Source organism: Rhodococcus antarcticus (genome assembly GCF_026153295.1).
Classification (GTDB): domain Bacteria; phylum Actinomycetota; class Actinomycetes; order Mycobacteriales; family Mycobacteriaceae; genus Rhodococcus_D; species Rhodococcus_D antarcticus.
This window is the reverse complement of sequence record NZ_CP110615.1, coordinates 2,588,072-2,602,968: the sequence shown is the minus strand read 5'-3', so window position 1 is coordinate 2,602,968 and position 14,897 is coordinate 2,588,072. Positions and strand designations below refer to the sequence as shown.

14 protein-coding genes are annotated in these 14,897 nt (G+C 76.0%); 7 read left to right on the top strand and 7 right to left on the bottom strand.

Translation table 11 applies throughout. From position 1 onward, the window contains the following. Nucleotide 1: 1 nt before the first annotated feature. On the bottom strand, nucleotides 2–547 hold the full coding sequence (locus RHODO2019_RS12695; RefSeq protein ID WP_265382141.1) for a DUF6542 domain-containing protein: 546 nt from the start codon (nucleotides 545–547) through the stop codon (nucleotides 2–4). A gap of 105 nt (nucleotides 548–652) precedes the next feature. Then, complete coding sequence (locus tag RHODO2019_RS12690; protein ID WP_265382140.1) at nucleotides 653–1,816, bottom strand: DNA recombination protein RmuC; 1,164 nt, start codon at nucleotides 1,814–1,816, stop codon at nucleotides 653–655. A gap of 88 nt (nucleotides 1,817–1,904) precedes the next feature. Here RHODO2019_RS12690 and RHODO2019_RS12685 point away from each other — a divergent pair, with 88 nt between their 5' ends. Further along, nucleotides 1,905–3,047, top strand: a complete 1,143-nt coding sequence (locus RHODO2019_RS12685; protein WP_265382139.1) for an exonuclease SbcCD subunit D — start codon at nucleotides 1,905–1,907, stop codon at nucleotides 3,045–3,047. Next, nucleotides 3,044–6,112, top strand: coding sequence for an AAA family ATPase (locus RHODO2019_RS12680; protein ID WP_265382138.1), 3,069 nt, complete (start codon nucleotides 3,044–3,046; stop codon nucleotides 6,110–6,112). The genes RHODO2019_RS12685 and RHODO2019_RS12680 overlap by 4 nt, the downstream gene beginning before the upstream one ends. 7 nt (nucleotides 6,113–6,119) lie before the next feature. Here the strand turns inward: RHODO2019_RS12680 and RHODO2019_RS12675 are convergent, their stop codons facing one another. Then, nucleotides 6,120–6,887, bottom strand: coding sequence for a dioxygenase family protein (locus tag RHODO2019_RS12675; protein ID WP_265384756.1), 768 nt, complete (start codon nucleotides 6,885–6,887; stop codon nucleotides 6,120–6,122). 108 nt (nucleotides 6,888–6,995) lie between these two features. Between RHODO2019_RS12675 and RHODO2019_RS12670 the strand changes: the two genes are divergently transcribed. Continuing rightward, nucleotides 6,996–7,478 carry a MarR family winged helix-turn-helix transcriptional regulator gene (locus tag RHODO2019_RS12670; protein ID WP_265382137.1) on the top strand — a complete coding sequence of 161 codons (483 nt, stop codon included), beginning with the start codon at nucleotides 6,996–6,998 and terminating at the stop codon, nucleotides 7,476–7,478. Between the two features lie 96 nt (nucleotides 7,479–7,574). Here RHODO2019_RS12670 and RHODO2019_RS12665 read toward each other — a convergent pair whose 3' ends face one another. Together RHODO2019_RS12665 and RHODO2019_RS12660 are read right to left on the bottom strand one after the other, a co-directional pair. Beyond that, nucleotides 7,575–8,093, bottom strand: coding sequence for a methylated-DNA--[protein]-cysteine S-methyltransferase (locus tag RHODO2019_RS12665; RefSeq protein ID WP_265382136.1), 519 nt, complete (start codon nucleotides 8,091–8,093; stop codon nucleotides 7,575–7,577). Next, nucleotides 8,090–9,580: an AlkA N-terminal domain-containing protein gene (locus tag RHODO2019_RS12660; RefSeq protein WP_265382135.1), complete on the bottom strand. Its 1,491-nt coding sequence runs from the start codon at nucleotides 9,578–9,580 to the stop codon at nucleotides 8,090–8,092. Before RHODO2019_RS12660 ends, RHODO2019_RS12665 begins: the two co-directional genes overlap by 4 nt. Nucleotides 9,581–9,708: 128 nt before the next feature. Here RHODO2019_RS12660 and RHODO2019_RS12655 point away from each other — a divergent pair, with 128 nt between their 5' ends. Genes RHODO2019_RS12655 through RHODO2019_RS12640 form a run of 4 tightly spaced genes read left to right on the top strand, consistent with a single transcriptional unit; the run spans nucleotide 9,709 to nucleotide 12,979 of the window. Next, on the top strand, nucleotides 9,709–10,101 hold the full coding sequence (locus RHODO2019_RS12655; protein WP_265382134.1) for a CD225/dispanin family protein: 393 nt from the start codon (nucleotides 9,709–9,711) through the stop codon (nucleotides 10,099–10,101). Between the two features lie 48 nt (nucleotides 10,102–10,149). Then, nucleotides 10,150–11,709 (top strand): LCP family protein, encoded by a 1,560-nt coding sequence (locus tag RHODO2019_RS12650; RefSeq protein ID WP_265382133.1) that lies wholly within the window; start codon nucleotides 10,150–10,152, stop codon nucleotides 11,707–11,709. Nucleotides 11,710–11,726: 17 nt separating this feature from the next. After that, nucleotides 11,727–12,308: a class I SAM-dependent methyltransferase gene (locus RHODO2019_RS12645; protein ID WP_265382132.1), complete on the top strand. Its 582-nt coding sequence runs from the start codon at nucleotides 11,727–11,729 to the stop codon at nucleotides 12,306–12,308. Then, the gene (locus RHODO2019_RS12640; RefSeq protein WP_265382131.1) at nucleotides 12,305–12,979 is read left to right on the top strand and encodes a hypothetical protein; all 675 of its coding nucleotides are present in this window, start codon (nucleotides 12,305–12,307) and stop codon (nucleotides 12,977–12,979) included. The genes RHODO2019_RS12645 and RHODO2019_RS12640 overlap by 4 nt, the downstream gene beginning before the upstream one ends. Before the next feature lie 16 nt (nucleotides 12,980–12,995). Here the strand turns inward: RHODO2019_RS12640 and RHODO2019_RS12635 are convergent, their stop codons facing one another. Continuing rightward, entirely contained in the window at nucleotides 12,996–14,186 is a 1,191-nt protein-coding gene (locus RHODO2019_RS12635; protein ID WP_265382130.1) for an MFS transporter, read from the bottom strand. Between the two features lie 27 nt (nucleotides 14,187–14,213). Then, on the bottom strand, nucleotides 14,214–14,600 hold the full coding sequence (locus RHODO2019_RS12630) for a hypothetical protein (protein WP_265382129.1): 387 nt from the start codon (nucleotides 14,598–14,600) through the stop codon (nucleotides 14,214–14,216). Between the last annotated feature and the right edge of the window lie 297 nt (nucleotides 14,601–14,897).

The window sequence follows — 14,897 nt, the reverse complement described above, 5'->3', positions numbered from 1 at the left end:
GCTAGCGGGGGCTGCGCTGCGAGCGCCCGGCCGCGGACCGGGAGGGCCTGGTGGTCACCTGGTCGTCGGCGTCCCCGGCGGCGGACGGGCGGCGGTGCGTCCGCGCCGATCCGGGGTTCCGGGTGACCACGAGCCGGACGATGCCCAGGCCGACGGTGACCGCGGTGGTCACGGCCATGGTCGGGAAGCCGTTGACCAGGGGCAGCGCCAGGGTGATGACCTCGTTGCGCAGGCCGCCGGTGGACCCGCTGCCGAGGAGCTTGACCACCACGGGGACCGCGATGGCGAGGATGAGCGGTGGCTGCACCATGGCCGCGAAGATGCCGCGACGCATGACGGCCAGCACGGCGACCACGCACCCCACCGCGTAGAAGGCGAGGAACACCCGCGTCAGCGTGTCCCCCCGCCCGAGGTCGATGGCGATGCCGAGGCCGGTGGCGGCGAAGGCCAGCAGCACGGCGGCCCACCACGGGATGCCCCGCCGGGCGGCGACCACCGAGCGCTCGTCCAGGGGGACCCCGTCGTGGGGCTGGCCGGAGATCGTCACGCAGCCGAGAGTAGCCGTCGACCTGGCCGGGCGACCCCGACCACGCGGCGCGGCCCGGGCGTTGCTGGCCCCGGGTTCGGGCGGCCGGGACGAACCGGCCACCGCTCAGCGGGGCAGCAGGTCGGCCGCCTGGACCCTGCGGGGCGTGTGGTCGACCTGCTGCACCTGCGGCGCCTCGCCGTCACCGATCTGCATCTCGCTGAGCCGGCGCGCGGTGACGAGCACCCGGCTCTCCATCGAGCTGACGGTGGCGTTGAAGGACTCGACGGTGCGCCCGAGCTGGCTGCCGAGCCGGTCGAGGTGGGTGCCGACGGTGGACAGGCGGGCGTGCAGCTCACGGCCGAGCGCGTGGATGGCGGCGGCTTCCCGGGACAGCGACTCCTGCCGCCAGGAGTGCGCCACCGTGCGCAGCAGCGCGATGAGGGTGGTGGGGGTGGCGATGACGACGTTGCGGGCGAAGGCGTGCTCCAGCAGCTCCGGGTCGGCGACCAGGGCGGCCTCGAGGAACGGGTCGCCGGGGACGAACAGCACCACGAACTCGGGGCTGGGCTCGAACGCCCGCCAGTAGGCCTTGGCGGCGAGGGCGTCGACGTGCGCGCGCAGGGCCCGGGCGTGGCGGACCAGGTGGGCCCGGTGCTCGGCCTCGTCCCCGGCCTCCACCGCCTGCAGGTAGGCGGCGAAGGGCACCTTGGCGTCCACCACCACCTGCCGTCCACCCGCCAGGCGGACCACCATGTCCGGCCGGACCGCCACCGGCCCGTCGGCGCCGTCCACGGTCCCGGTGACCTGGGTGTCGAAGTCGCAGTGCTCGACCATGCCGGCGAGCTCGACGACCCGCTCGAGCTGCAGCTCGCCCCAGCGGCCGCGGACCTGGGGCGCCCGCAGCGCGGTGACGAGCTGGCTGGTCTGGGCGGTGAGGTGCTCGGAGGTGCGGTGCATGCCGGCCACCTGCTCGCGCAGCCCCGCGTAGGCGTCCACCCGGGTGCGCTCCACCCGCTCGACGTGCTCGGCGAGGCGGCCGACCGCCTCCCGCAGCGGCCCGACCACCCCGGCCACCTGCTCACCGACCGCGCCCGAGGAGCGCCGCGCCGAGTCCTCGGTGAGCAGCTCCAGCGAGCGCCGCACGGTGGCCTCGTTGGCCCGGCCCGCCGCCAGCTCGGCCTCGGCCCTGGCCAGGCGCTCGCCGGTGCGGGCGGCGTGGACGTACCAGCCCAGGACGACGCCGAGGAGCAGCGCCACGAGCAGGCCGAGCGCGGTGAGGGGGTCCATGGGTCCCAGGGTGCCGCGGAGGTCCGACAGTTCCGGGTGCGGTGCGCGCCGCGCGGGAACTGTCGGGCTCCTCGCCTACGTTCGGTCCATGCGGCTGCTGCACACCTCCGACTGGCACGTCGGGCGGACGTTCCACGGGACGGACCTGCTCGACGACCAGGCGCGCGCCCTGGAGCAGCTGGCCGGGCTGGTGGCCGCCCACGGGGTGGACGTGGTGCTCGTCGCGGGGGACGTCTACGACCGCGCGGTCCCCAACGCGGGCTCCGTGGAGGTCTGCACCCGTGCGCTCGAGCAGATCAGGGCGGCCGGGGCCGTCATCGTCGCCACCCCCGGCAACCACGACTCCGCCACCCGCCTCGGCGCGGCCGCCTCCTTCGCCGCCGCGGGCGGGCTGCACCTGCGCACCCGCACCGCCGAGCTCGACGTGCCCGTCCTGCTCTCCGACACCCACGGGGAGGTCGCGGTGTACGGCCTGCCGTTCCTGGAGCCGGACACCGCCCGCCACGCGCTGGGCGAGCCGGGGGCGCGCAGCCACGCCGACGTGCTCGGGGTGGCCATGGACCGGGTGCGGGCCGACCTCGCCGCTCGGCCCGGGGTGCGCAGCGTGGTGCTCGCGCACGCCTTCGTCGTCGGCGGTGAGGCCACCGGCAGCGAGCGGACCATCTCCGTGGGCGGGGTCGAGACCGTTCCGGCGGGGGTGTTCGACGGCGTCGACTACGTGGCGCTGGGGCACCTGCACTCCCCGCAGGTGCTCAGCGAGCGCGTCCGCTACTCGGGCAGCCCGCTGCCGTACTCCTTCGGGGAGCGCAGCCACCGCAAGGCGGTGTGGCTCGTGGACCTCGGCCCGCACGGTCTCGAGCAGGTGCAGCGGGTCGACCTGCCGGTGGTCCGCGGGCTCAGCCAGCTCACCGGGCCCCTGCCGGGCCTGCTCGCCGACCCGGCGCACACCGCCGCGGAGGACCACTACGTCTCGGCCGTGCTGACGGATCCGGTCCGGCCGCTGGACGCGATGCGCAGGTTGCAGGTCCGCTTCCCGCACGCCGTGCACCTGGAGTGGCAGCGCCCGGGTTCCGCCGGAGCCCTGCGCTACGCCGAGAAGGTGCGCGGTCGCAGCGACGCGCAGGTCGTGGACTCGTTCCTCACCGACGTGCGCGGCGCACCGCAGGCGTGGGAGTCCGAGCTCGTCACCGAGGGCCTGCGCGCGGCGGAGCACGCCGCGGACCGTCGATGAGGCTGCACGCACTGCGGGTCACCGCGTTCGGCCCGTTCGCCGGCACCGAGGAGGTCGACTTCGACGCGCTCGGTGCGGACGGGCTGTTCCTGCTGCACGGGCCCACCGGGGCCGGCAAGACCACCGTGCTCGACGCCGTGGCCTTCGCCCTGTTCGGCAAGCTGCCCGGCGCCCGCCAGGACGTGGACGGGCGGCGGCTGCTCAGCGACCACGCACCCGACGGCGCGACTCCCCGCGTCGAGCTCGAGCTGAGCGTGGGGGGGCGCCGCCTGCGGCTGGACCGCAGCCCCGAGCACCTGCGGGCGAAGAAGCGCGGCGGCGGGACGACCACGGAGAACGCCCGGGCCTCCCTGGTGTGGCTGGACGATCCGGGCCGCGAGGGCGTCACCCGCATCGACGAGGTGGCCAGGGAGGTCGAGCGGCTGCTGGGGATGAGCGCCGACCAGTTCTTCCAGGTGGTGCTGCTCCCGCAGGGCGAGTTCGCGCGCTTCCTCCGCTCGGGCACTGACGAGCGCGCGGTCCTGCTGGCCAGGCTGTTCGACACCGCTCGCTTCGGCGGGGCCGAGGCGTGGCTGGCCGAGCGCCGCCGCCGCAGCTCGGCCGCGGTGGAGGAGGGCAGCCACGAGGTGGACGTCCTGCTGGGACGGCTGGGCACTGCCGCCGGGGTCGAGGAGGTCGCCGCTGCGGACGGTGAGGTGACGGCGTGGGCGGAGTCCCTGCTGGGGATGGCCGCGGCGGAGCAGGACCGCTCCGAGGCCGGGGTGGCGCGGGCCCAGCTGCTCGCCGGCACCGCGACGGGTGCCCTCGACGTCGCCCGGGTGCGCGCCCAGCAGGTGCTGCGCCGCGACGAGGCCCTGGGCCAGCTGGCGAACCTGGCCGAGCACAGCGTCGAGCGGGAGGCGACGGCGGTGTCGCTGCGGGCCGCCGGCCGTGCCGCCGGGGTGGCCGCGGCGGCGCGCGACGCGGCCACGGCCCAGGTGTCGGCCGACCGTGCCGAGCACGAGGCGTCCGTGCTGGCCGCCGCACTCGGCGACGACCCGGACGGTGCCGAGGTGCTCGAGCGCACCGGGGGTCGTGAGCCGGAGAGTCCCTGGTTGTTCGACGTCGGCGGCGAGGGTGCGCCCTCCACCCTGTTCGACCTGCCTCCCGGCCCCGACCTCGAGGCGGCCTGCGCCGGGTGGCGGGCGGAGGTCGGTCGCCTCGCCGAGCTCGTCGACCTCGCCGGCGCCACCACGGCCGACGAGGCCCACGTGCTCGAGCTCGAGGCCCGCTCGACCGCGCTGCGCGGGCGGCTCGCGCAGGTCGAGGAGCGCCGCCGCGAGCTGCCCGTGGAGCGTGAGGTGGCCGAGTCGGCGCTGAGCCGGGCCCAGCGCGCGCAGGACGCGCTGGGTGAGCTGGAGCAGGCGTGGGACCGCGCCCGCGCCGCGGCGGCAGCCGCCGAGCGGGTGCTGCCCCTGGAGCGCGCGGACGCCGAGGCCGAGCGGGCGCACACGGTCGCGGTCGCGGGGCACCAGGCGAGCCGTGAGCACTGGCTGGACCTGCGCGAGCGCCGCCTGCTGGGCATGGCCGCCGAGCTGGCGGGCAACCTCGACGACGGCCAGGCGTGCGTGGTCTGCGGCTCCCACACCCACCCACGCCCCGCCCGTCCGGCGGTGGACGTCGTCCGCCAGGAGGACGAGCAGCGCGCCCACGAGCAGGAGCAGGCGGGTGCCCAGGCCGTGCACGCGGCCGCGGAGCGCCGAACCCAGGCGCTGCGGGAGCTCGACGCCGCGCGGGCGCAGGGCGGCGGGCTGGACCTGCTGGAGGCCCGTCGGGTGCTGGCGGCCGCGGACGGGGCCAGGTCCACCGCGCTCCGGCTCGCCGCCACCCTGCCGGTCGCCCAGGAGCGCAGTCGTGCCCTCGAGCTCGCCGCGGACGGACTGGCCCAGCAGGAGCTGGTCGACGGCAAGGAGCTGGCCGCGGTGGCGGCCGAGGTCCGGGCGCTGGTCGAGCGGGCGGCCGCGGCACGGGAGCGGCTGGCGCTCGCGCGCGGCAGCGACCCGGACGTGGGTGCGCGCCTGGCCCGCCTCGACGGGCTCGCCGTCACCGGCGCCAAGCTCGTCTCGGCCCGGGCCGCCGCCGACCAGAGCCGGGGCGTCGCCCGGGAGCGTGCGGTGCGGGCGCTGCGGATGGCGGAGGAGGAAGGGTTCTCCGGCGTGCCGCAGGCGGTGGCCGCGGTGCTCGAGCCTGCGCGGGCCGCTGAGCTGCAGCAGGGGCTGGACCGGGCCCGGGAGGCCGAGGTCCGGGCCCGGGCCGTCCTGGAGGGTCCCGACGTCCGGGCGCTCGGCGAGCTCGACGCCGCCGCCGTGCGCGACGAGCTGGCGGCGGCGCAGGTCGTGGCCACCGAGGCGGAGCTCGCTCGGGGAGCGGCCCAGGGAGCGGCCGCCACCGCCCGCCAGCGCCACGGCCAGGTGGTGGAGGTGACCGGCCGGCTTCGTGAGCGGCTGGCGGTGCTCGCGCCGCTGCTGGCGGAGGCCGCCCGGGTGGCGGCCCTGGCCGACGTGGTGGCCGGGCGCGGGCAGAACAGCCGCAAGGTGTCGCTGCACTCCTACGTGCTCGCCGCCCGGCTGGAGGAGGTCGCGGTGGCCGCGAGCGCACGGCTGGCCCGCATGTCGGGCGGGCGTTACGAGTTCGTGCACTCCGACGCGGCGGGGTCGCACGGCAGGCGGGGAGGGCTGGGCCTGGACGTGCTGGACGACCACACGGGCGTGGTGCGCTCGACCAAGACGCTGTCGGGCGGGGAGTCGTTCGTGGCCTCGCTGAGCCTCGCCCTGGGCCTGGCCGACGTGGTGGCGGCCGAGGCCGGCGGCGTGCAGCTGGACACGCTGTTCATCGACGAGGGCTTCGGCACCCTCGACCCGTCGACGTTGGAGGAGGTGATGGCCGTGCTCGACGAGCTCCGGGCCGGGGGCCGGGTGGTGGGGCTGGTCAGCCACGTCGACGAGCTGCGCCAGCGCATCCCCAACCGGCTGCACGTGCGCTCGACCCGCACGGGCAGCCGCCTTGAGGCCAGCACCAGCGGCTGACCCCGGCTCAGGCGACCTGGAACGACCGCTTGGACAGGCCCATCCAGAACCCGTCGATGCGCTGGTCCGGGGCCGCGTCCGGCGCGGCGGCGGTGCCGAGGGTGACGAACAGCGGCGAGAGGTGCTCGACGGTGGGGTGTGCGTAGGGCAGGCCGGGGGCCCTGCTGGCGTAGCCGGCCAGCTCGTCGACGTCGCCGCGGGCCAGTGCCTCCGAGGCCCACGCGTCGAAGTCGGTGGACCAGCCCGGGGCCGGCGCGTCCACCCGGAAGTCCCGCAGGAAGGGCAGTCCGTGGGTGAGGAACCCCGAGCCGATGACGAGCACGCCCTCCTCCCGCAGCGGGCGCAGCCGACGCCCCAGCTCCATCAGCCGGACCGGGTCGTGCGTCGGCAACGACAGCTGCAGCACGGGGATGTCGGCCTCGGGGTACATCACCGTCAGCGGCACCCAGGCGCCGTGGTCGAGCCCGCGCGAGGGGTGCTGGTGCACGGGCTCGTGGCGCGGCATCGCCGCAGCGACCCTGCGGGCCAGCGCGCTCGCGTCCGGGGTGCGGTAGGTCATCTCGTGGTAGCGCTGCGCGAACCCGCCGAAGTCGTAGACCAGCGGGGTGGCCGCGGCCGTGGCGGACAGGCTCACCGGCGCCGACTCCCAGTGCGCGGACACGATGAGCACCGCCGTCGGGCGTGGCACGTCCCGGGCCCACGCGGAGAGCTGCGAGGTCCACAGCGCGTCGTCCAGCAGCGGCGGTGCCCCGTGCCCGATGTACAGCGACGGCATCGTGGTGGTGCTGGTGGGTGCGGACACGGGTGCTCCTTCAGTTGATGCTTCAACATCGACGATACGCCCGTCAGTTGAGATGTCAACTGTTCGGCTACGCTGGGACTCGTGGACGACACCCGGTGGCTGGACGACGACGAGCGTGCGGCCTGGCTCTCGCTGATCGGCGTGACCCTGCTCCTGCCGACCGCGCTGGACGCCCAGCTGCAGCGCGACACGGGGGTCACCCACTTCGACTACCTGGTCCTGGCCATGCTCTCGGAGTCCGGGGACCGCACGCTGACCATGAGCGAGCTGGCGACGCGGGCGAGCTCGTCGCTGTCCCGGCTCTCGCACGTCGTCGCCAAGCTCGAGAAGCGGGGCTGGATCGAGCGTCGGCCGTCCCCGCGGGACGGTCGCACCACCATCGCCGTGCTCACCGACGACGGGATGGCGGCCATCGTCGGTGCCGCGCCCCGCCACGTCGACCGCGTGCGGACGCTCGTGTTCGACGCGCTCACCCCGACCGAGGTCCGTCAGCTCGCCGCGATCGGGACCAAGGTGCTGACCCGGCTCGACCCCCAGCAGCGCTGCGGTCCCGCCCGCCCCTGACCTCCGCCCCTGGACCGCATCGCGCGGGGGCGATGTCGTGAGGGGCGATGTCGTGAGGGGCGATGTCGTGAGGGGTGAGAGCCGGCGGTCGGCCGCTCAGGCCTGCGGCAGCAGCAGCTCGGCGGACTCGTGGTCGAGCAGCCAGCGCTTGGTGTCGGTGCCCCAGCGGAACCCGCCCAGCGCCCCGCCCACCCGCAGCACCCGGTGGCACGGCACGAACAGCGCCGCCGCGTTGCGGGCGCACGCGCTGGCCGCGGCCCGCACCGCCGCCGGGCGGCCGGCCAGCGCCGCGTACTCGGTGTAGGTCACCGGCTCGCCCGCGGGCACGGTGCGCAGCACCTCCCAGGCGTGGTCGAGGAACACCCCGGAGCGCTGCCGCACCACCACGGCGTCGATCACCCCGAGCTCGCCGCGGTGGTAGCGGCGCACGGCGGTGGTGACGGCCCCGAGGTCGCCGGACCACGCCACCTCCGCCGGGCGCAGGGAGGGGTGGACCTGGGGCAGCAGCGCGTCCAGCTCAGCCGTCCAGCCCGAGGCCAGCACCGCGCCGTCGTCGTCGAGGACCGCGCTGAACGGCCCCGCCTGCGTGTCGGTCGTCGACCAGGTCGCGCTCACGTCGTCTCCTTCGTCCGGGCCCGTGCGTCGAGCTCCGTCTTCCACAGGTGCATCCCCGCGTAGGAGCGCCAGGGGCTCCACCGGGTCGCGTGCGCGGCCAGCTCGCGTGCCCCGCGGGGCAGCCCGAGGCGCGCGACGCCCTGCCTCAGCACCAGGTCGGTGCCCAGCAGCACGTCGGGATCGCCGAGCACGCGCATCAGCACGTAGTCGGCCGTCCAGGGACCGATGCCGGGCAGGGCCAGCAGCTCGGCGCGCAGCTCGGTGCCGTCGCGCCCGGGGTGCAGGGCCAGCGATCCGTCGGCCAGGGCCGTGGCCACCCGGATCACCGTGGCCACCCGCCGGGCGGGCCCGGTGAGCACCTCGTGCCCGCGCTGCGCCACCACCTCCGCCGCTGGGAACAGGTGCGTCAGCGCACCGTCCGGCGCGGCGAGCGGGGGGCCCAGGGCCGCCACCAGGCGTGTTCCGGCCGTGCGGGCCGCGGCCAGGGACACCTGCTGGCCGAGCACGGTGCGCAGCAGCACCTCCGCGCCGTCGACGCTGCCCAGCACCCGGATGCCCGGGGTGGCGGCGACGCTCGGGGCCAGCGCCGGGTCGGCGGTCAGGGCGGCGTCGACGGCCACCGGGTCCGCGTCGAGGTCGAGCAGCCGCCGCACGCGGGTGACGGCCGCGCCGAGGTCGCGCAGGTCGGCCAGGCGCAGCTGCAGGGCCACGTGGGTGGGCTCCAGCCGCACCCGGGCCACCCCCGAGCCGTGCGGCAGGGCCAGGGTGCGGGCGTACTCGCCGTCGCACCAGCTCTCCGCACCGCCCAGGGCGTGCCCGGCCAGGAACCACTCCGTCCACCCGGCGTCCATCGGCACCCGGAACGGCAGCCGCAGCCGGATCACCCCGGCCACCGGTGGCGCGCCGTCCCCCCGCGGGCGGGCGACCTCGGCGCGCAGCACGCTCGGGGTCACCGCGAACACCTCGCGCACGGTGTCGTTGAACTGCCGGACGCTGGCGAACCCGGCTGCGAAGGCGACGTCGGCCACGGGCAGCGCGGTGGTCTGCAGCAGCAGCCGCGCGGTGTGCGCGCGGTGCGCGCGGGCCAGGGCGAGCGGGCCGGCCCCGAGCTGCTCGGTGAGCACCCGGTTGAGCTGGCGCTCGGAGTAGCCGAGGTCGGCCGCGAGCCCAGCCACCCCGGAGCGCTCCACCACGCCGTCGGCGATGAGGCGGACGGCCCGGGCCGCCAGGTCGCCGCGCAGGTCCCACTCCGGCGAGCCGGGCGCGGCGTCGGGCAGGCAGCGGCGGCACGCCCGGTAGCCGGCGTGCTGGGCGGCCGCGGCGGTGGGCAGGAAGCTGACGTTGCCGGGCCGGGGGGTGATGGCCGGGCAGCTCGGGCGGCAGTAGATGCCCGTGGTGCGCACGGCGGTCACGAAGCAGCCGTCGAACCGGGCGTCGCGGGAGGCGACGGCGCGGTAGCAGCTGTCGTGGTCGAGGGCCGTGGTCACACCGGTGAGCCTGCCAGGCGGACCCGGGCCGGGCTGGCGGGAATCGGACACCACCGTGGTGGGTCCGGGCTGGCTATCCTTCCGCCGTCCCCGGCGTGCGGTCCGGGGCGGAGCAGGGGGAGTGCGTCGTGGGCGGACCGGTCGACTGGAGCAAGCAGGGCACGCAGGGCGGGTACGGCGAGCAGCCGTCCTACGGTCAGGCGCCGGCTCCGTCCTACGGGCAGGCCCCGCAGGGCGGTGGCGGCTACGGACCGCCACCGATCCCCCCGACGAACGCCGGGTGGGCGGTCGCGGCCACGCTGTTCTTCTGGCCGCTGGCCTTCACCGCCTTCACCGCGTCGTCGAACGTGGTGCGGCTGTGGGCGATGGGCGACCTGGCGGGTGCGCAGGCGGCCTCGGCGCAGGCCAAGCGGATGGGCAAGATCGCGATGGGCATCTTGATCGGGATCGTCGTGCTCTACGTCGTCGTGATCGTGGTTCTCATCAGCCTCGCCGCGAGCGCGGCCAACAGCTACTCCTGAGCCGGTCTCAGGACACCCTCAGGCGCGGGCAGGCAGACTGGCGGCACCGTGACCGAACCAGCCGAGCCCACCCCCACCCCGCGCCGCGTGCACCCGAACCCGCAGGTGGCGCGCCGGGCGCGTCACGCAGCCGCCGGCGCGCGGACGGCTCCCGGCCCTCCCCGGCCCGGCGGCGGCGCCCGCCGGGCACTGGTCAGCGTGACCCGGCTCCTGGCCGTGACGCTGTCCGTGCTGGTGGTCGTCGGCACGGGGTACGCGTGGGCGACCAACCGCAGCCTGGACAACGGCGTCACCCGGCTCGACGCCCTGGGCCTCGGTGGCACCGCGGGGTCCACCGCCGTCAACGTCGACGGTGCGGACCAGAACATCCTCATCGTCGGCAACGACGACCGCTCCGGGGCCACCCCGGCCGAGCTGGCCGAGCTCAGCACCCAGCAGGACGGCGGCAGCACCAACACCGACACGATGATGGTTCTGCACGTGCCCGCCAACGGCTCCAAGGCCACGATCATCTCGCTGCCGCGCGACTCCTGGGTGGACATCGCGGGCTTCGGCAAGGGCAAGCTGAACTCCGCCTACTCCGACGGCGCCAGCGACGGGGGCGGCAACGCCGGGGGCGCCAAGCTGCTCATCTCCACCATCGAGGGCCTCACCGGTCTGAGCATCGACCACTACGTCGCGGTGTCGCTGCTGGCCTTCTACCGGATCAGCAACGCCATCGGCGGGGTCCCGGTGTGCCTCAACGCCGCCCAGAACGCCTCCACCGACTCCGACGCCTACGGCTCCGGCTACTCGGGCATCGACCTGCCCGCCGGTCAGTCGGTGATCCAGGGCAAGCAGGCCCTCGCGTTCGTCCGCCAGCGCCACGGTCTGCCGCGCGGCGATCTCGACCGGATCGTGCGCCAGCAGTACTTCCTCGCGCACGCCTTCAGCGAGGTCGCCTCGGCGGGCACCCTGCTCAATCCCGCAGCCCTGAGCCGGCTGGTCACCGCGGTCAGCTCCTCGCTGACCGTCGACACGGGACTCGACCTGCTGAGGCTGGCCACCCAGGTGCAGGACCTCAGCGCCGGCAACATCACCTTCGTGACCATCCCCACCCTGGGCACGCCGACGATCTCCTACCGGGGTGAGCGGGTCTCCATCGTGCAGGTCGACTTCGCGGCCATCCCAGGGTTCATCGCCCAGGTCATCGGACAGCCGACCGCCTACGAGACCGCGGGAACGGTCGCCCCCGCGACGGTGACGGTCACGGTGGCCAACGGCACCACCACCAGCGGGCTCGCCGGCCGCAACGGCAAGGCCCTCACCGCTCTCGGCTTCGCCCTCGGCGGGCCCACGACGGTCGACGCCGCGCCGGTGACCACCATCCAGTACCCGGCCGGCATGGAGGCGCAGGCCAAGACCCTGGCCGCGGCGGTCCCCGGTGCGGCCGTGGCCGTCTCGAGCACGGTCACGGGGGTGACGCTGGTGCTCGGCTCCGACGGGGTCGAGGTGCCCGGGGCCGCGCCCACCACCACCGCGCGGGCCGCCACCACGGCCCCTTCCAGCGCACCGGCGGCCACCACCACTGACGCCACGCCCCCGCCCCAACCCGACTGCATCAACTGAGGGCTACGGTCGCCACCGTGGCGCGCACCCGGTGGCAGGACGAGCGGTCCGAGCATGACAGCCGCGACTACGTGCAGCGGTTCGCGGAGCTGGCCGCCGAGGGGGCGGACATGCACGGGGAGGCCCGGGTGGTCGACGCCCTGCTCGCCCCCGCCTCCCACGTGCTCGACGCGGGGTGCGGCACCGCCCGCGTGGGGGCCGAGCTCGTGCGCCGCGGGCACACCGTGACCGCCGTGGACGCCGATCCGGTGCTCGTGGCCGCGGCCCCGGTGCTCGAGGGGCTCACCGTGCTGCACGCCGACCTCGTCGAGCTGGACCTGGGCCCCGAGCGGTTCGACGCCGCGGTCGTGGCCGGCAACGTGCTCGTCTTCGTCACCCCGGGCACCGAGCGCACGGTCCTGCAGCGGCTGCACGCCCACGTGCGCCCGGGTGGCCTCGTCGTCACGGGCTTCGCCACCGACCGGGCGTACACGGTGGACGAGCTGGACCGCGACGCCGTGGCCGTGGGCCTGCAGCCGGAGAGCCGGTTCGCCACCTGGGACCTGCGGCCGTGGCGCGCAGGAGCGGACTGGGCGGTGTCGGTGCTGCGCGTCCCGTGACCGCGCTCCTGCTCGCCGCGCTGGGCCTCGGGCTGGCGGGGATGGATCCGGCCGGTGCGCTGGTGGGGGCCGCGACGCTGGCGGCCGGGGCGCGTCGGCGGACGGTGCTCGTCTACGGCCTCGTGGTGCTCGGCGGCTCGGCCGCGATGGGGGCGACGCTCTCGCTCACCGTGGGCTTGCGCCTGCGCTCGCTGGACCTGCTCGGGCTGCTGCCGCGCGGTGGGCTCGGTGCACTGGTGGAGGTGCTCCTCGGCGCGTCGCTGCTCGGCTGGGCGGGGTGGCGACGGCGACCGGCGGTGGCCGGCCCAGCGCGCGCCGGACGGTCCGGGCTGGTGCCCGTGCTCGGCCTGGGCCTGGCCTACGCCTCGCTCTCCCTGGCGGATCCGACCTTCGCCGCCATGGTGGTGCTGGCCGGGCGAGGCCAGGCCGTGGTCGAGGTGGTGCTCGCGCACGTCATGTGGTCGCTGACGAGCCAGCTGCCGCTCGTGGTGCTGCTGGTGGCCGTGGTGGCCGGGGTGCACGACGGTGCGGTGACCTGGTTCCGGCGGGGCTGGGCGCGGGTGTCCCCGGTGCTGCACAGGGTGGTGACGGCGGTGCTGCTGGTGGCCGGTGGGCTGCTGCTCGCCGACGCGGTGCTGTTCCTGGCGACCGGGCGCTTCGCGGTCGGCTGAGGCACCGCCCGACGGCTCAGGCCGGTTGGGGGGCGCGCTGGTGGCGCACCAGGGCGGCCAGCGCGGCCAGCGCCAGCGCAGCGACGGCCAGGGTGAACACCATTCCCGCGGTCCGCAACCCCCACACCTGGGCGGCCACCCCCTCACCCACCACGGGTAACGAGATGGCCACGTAGAGCACCACGAAGAACGTCGACGTCACCTCGGCCCGGTGCGCGGCGCCGACCTTCGCGGTGATGGCGGCGAGGCCGCTGGAGAAGCTCATCCCCTGGCCGGCCCCGGCGACCACCGCGCCGGCCACCAGCGCGGGGAACGAGGCCTGCCACAGCGAGACGGTGACCAGCAGGATGCCGAGGGTCAGCGCCACGCACCCGACGTCCAGGGCCACCGTGCGCGGCAGGGACCGCAGCGCGACCTGGGCCACCGTCGAGGAGCCCAGCAGCAGGAACGGCACCAGCCCGACCACCGCGCGGTTGTCCACGCCCAGGATCTCGGTGACGATCCGCGGGCCCACCGCCGTGAACAGCCCCAGCACGGCGAAACCCGCGAAGCCCGCCGTCGCCGCGGAGACGAACAGCGCCCGGACCTCGAGCGGCACCCCCAGGCGCTGGACCTTCGGCGGGCGCGCACCCGGCGCCACGTCCACCGTCTCCGGCACGGCGAGCACCACCAGGCCCACCGCGAAGAGCAGCACCAGGTACACCGCGAAGCTGAGGTGCAGGGGTGCGGGCAGGTACTGCACGGCGAGACCGGCCAGCAGCGGCCCGAGCCCGAGCCCGCCCGTGTTGACGCCCGTGGCGAGGAACGGGGCCCGGGCCCGCCAGCGCTCCGGCGCCGCCTCGAGCACCGCGGCGGTGGCGGTGCCGGCGAAGATGCCCGCGGACACCCCGGAGAAGAACCGGCCGACGAGCAGCTGCGCCACCGGTCCGGCCGTGACGAACACCACCGAGCTCACCAGCGCGCAGCCGATCCCGGCCAGCAGCAGCGGCCGCCGACCGAGGGTGTCCGACCAGCGGCCCAGCAACAGCAGTGCGGCCAGCACCCCCACGGCGTACACCGCGAAGATCACGGTGCTCACCACCCCGGAGAACCCGAGCTCCGCGGCGTACAGCGCGTACATCGGGGTCGGCACGGTCGTACCGATCATGACGATGGTGAAGGTCAGCAGCAGTCCGGCGAACGCGGGTCCGGGACTCAGGCGAGGCACGCCGGGCGACGATACGGCCCCCGGGGACTACCAGCGGTCCAGGACCGCCCGCAGGGCCGGGCCCACCGACGGGGGGACGCCCTTGGCCGTGAGCACGGTGCCGTCGGTCAGGCGCAGCCGCAGCTCGGCGTCCCCGGGCTCGGGGGCGAGCACCTCCGTGACCTCGGTCCACGGCACCCAGCGCCGCAGCAGCACCAGCCGCAGACCCTCGGGGCTCAGCACGCTCTGCGCGGTGCCCACCAGCACCGTCGCCCCCATGCCGGCCACGACCACGAGGACGACGATCGCACCCCAGCGCCCGTGCGCCCACAGCTCCAGGGCGATCGCCGCCGCCCCCAGCAGCCAGAACATGGTGAGGTAGGCGCGGGTGTAGGTGCCCCCCCGGTAGGGGCCGAACACGTCGTCGTCGCTCACCCCGCGACGGTAGGCCCGCAGGGGGCGGATCGCTGCGCCAGGCCACGGGCGCTCGTGGCCCCGCCGCCGCCCCGAGCCCGCCCCGCGCGTGGCGGCCACGCGCGGGGCGGCCAGAAGGTTCCACGTGGCCCCGAGCCCGCCCCGCCCCGCGACCACGAGGTTCCACGTGGCCCCGAGCCGGCCCCGCGCCGCGACCACGAGGTTCCTCGTGGCCGTCGGCCGGGCGGCCGGGAGCCCCGAGCGCGCTCAGCCCGCGACCACGAGGTTCCACGTGGCCCGGAGCCCGCCCCGCGCCGC

What these genes read in the sequence shown, in the direction of transcription:
- RHODO2019_RS12690 (WP_265382140.1), bottom strand. Translation starts at nt 1,816, where the DNA reads ATGGACCCCCTCACCGCGCTCGGCCTGCTCGTGGCGCTGCTCCTCGGC.
- RHODO2019_RS12685 (WP_265382139.1), top strand. Translation starts at nt 1,905, where the DNA reads ATGCGGCTGCTGCACACCTCCGACTGGCACGTCGGGCGGACGTTCCAC.
- RHODO2019_RS12680 (WP_265382138.1), top strand. Translation starts at nt 3,044, where the DNA reads ATGAGGCTGCACGCACTGCGGGTCACCGCGTTCGGCCCGTTCGCCGGC.
- RHODO2019_RS12675 (WP_265384756.1), bottom strand. Translation starts at nt 6,887, where the DNA reads ATGCCGTCGCTGTACATCGGGCACGGGGCACCGCCGCTGCTGGACGAC.